Annotated in this window: 2 protein-coding genes; one reads left to right on the top strand and one right to left on the bottom strand. The window is 63.7% G+C overall.

Features of this window, described 5'->3' with window-relative positions:
* Positions 1–184: 184 nt before the first annotated feature.
* Positions 185–436 carry a hypothetical protein gene (locus tag EB084_25840; GenBank protein NDD31686.1) on the bottom strand — a complete coding sequence of 84 codons (252 nt, stop codon included), beginning with the start codon at positions 434–436 and terminating at the stop codon, positions 185–187.
* On the opposite strand from EB084_25840, the gene EB084_25835 reads away from it, so the two are divergent.
* Positions 412–1107, top strand: coding sequence for an IS630 family transposase (locus tag EB084_25835; protein NDD31685.1), 696 nt, complete (start codon positions 412–414; stop codon positions 1105–1107). The two genes, EB084_25840 and EB084_25835, sit on opposite strands and share 25 nt — an antisense overlap.
* The last annotated feature ends 153 nt before the right edge of the window (positions 1108–1260 follow it).

Raw genomic sequence — 1260 nt, 5'->3', positions numbered from 1 at the left:
GCCACGAGCGATGCAGAGCGCGTGACGATGTTGCTCGATGCGTTTGGTGAGGTCTGGGACGCCTTGCTCGCCGAGGAGCGTCGCGATCTGCTGCACGCGCTTACAGCGGGAACCGTTTGCAGTGATCGGGACCTTCTGATCTTCGGTGCGGATGACGCAGCCAACACCGATTCCCATCAGGAAGCTACTTGTCGAGGCGTATGAGCGTGGCCGGCATACCTACAAGAGCGTCGGGGAACTCTTCGGCGTCGGCGAAGCGACCGTCTCGCGCATCCTCGGGCGCGCTCGTGGCACCGGTGACCTCGCGCCCGATCCACACGGCGGTGGCAACCCAGCCCGGATTCCAGCGGAGCAGCACGATGCTCTTCGAGCGCTCGTCACTGATCTCGCCGACGCAACACTTCGGGAACTCTGCGACGCCTGGCACCAGTTGCATGGCGTGGAGCTCAGCGCGGCATCGATGGGCCGAGCGCTCAAAGCCGCGGGGATGTCGCGAAAAAAAAGCAATTCCGTGCGTCGGAGCAAGACCGCCCGGATGTGATCGAGAGGAGGCGGGCGTTCATCGAGTGGATGAAGACCGCAGACTTCTCGCGCCTGGTGTTCATCGACGAGACCGGCTGCAACCTTCAGCTGACCCCTCGCTACGGGTGGTCGGTACGCGGGGAGCGGCTCGTCGATACCCGTCCAGCGGTCCGCGGCAAGAATCTCACCGTCATCGGCGCCATTCGCCAGGATCGAGTCCTCTGTCACGACAAGTTCGAAGGCGCGCTGAACAGCACGAGGTGGTTTGCCTTCGTCGACAAGGTCCTTTGCCCGGTCCTGTACCCAGGCGACACCGTCGTCCTCGACAACCTCTCTGTGCACAAGAACGCGGATGCCGTTGCGCTCATCGAGGCGAAGGGGGCGTCCGTGAAATTCCTCCCGCCGTATTCGCCGGAGCTGAACCCGATCGAGATGTGCTGGAGCTTCGTCAAGCACGTCCTACGCCGCCTTCGCGAACGCACGCTCCATGGCCTGCGTCGTGGTGTATGGCGCGCACTCATGCGAGTGACGGGGCGTCATCTTGCTGCTTGGTTCCGGGCTTGTGGATTCCATCAGTGCAACTGATCTCCGCTGTATCCAGATGTCCCCACCGTCGACGGCGAGGCGTACCGACAGCGACCCCGGCGTGTGCCCGGGCGTGGTCACGATCTCGACGCCGTGGTCGTTCGTCAGGAACAGCGGGTTGCCTGCTCCGCGATTTCTCCGCGAACCCTCGGC

The sequence above is a fragment of the Pseudomonadota bacterium genome (assembly GCA_010028905.1).
Lineage (GTDB): Bacteria > Vulcanimicrobiota > Xenobia > RGZZ01 > RGZZ01 > RGZZ01.
Note: the sequence above shows the minus strand (reverse complement) of the source record. Positions and strands in the feature narration are given on the sequence as shown.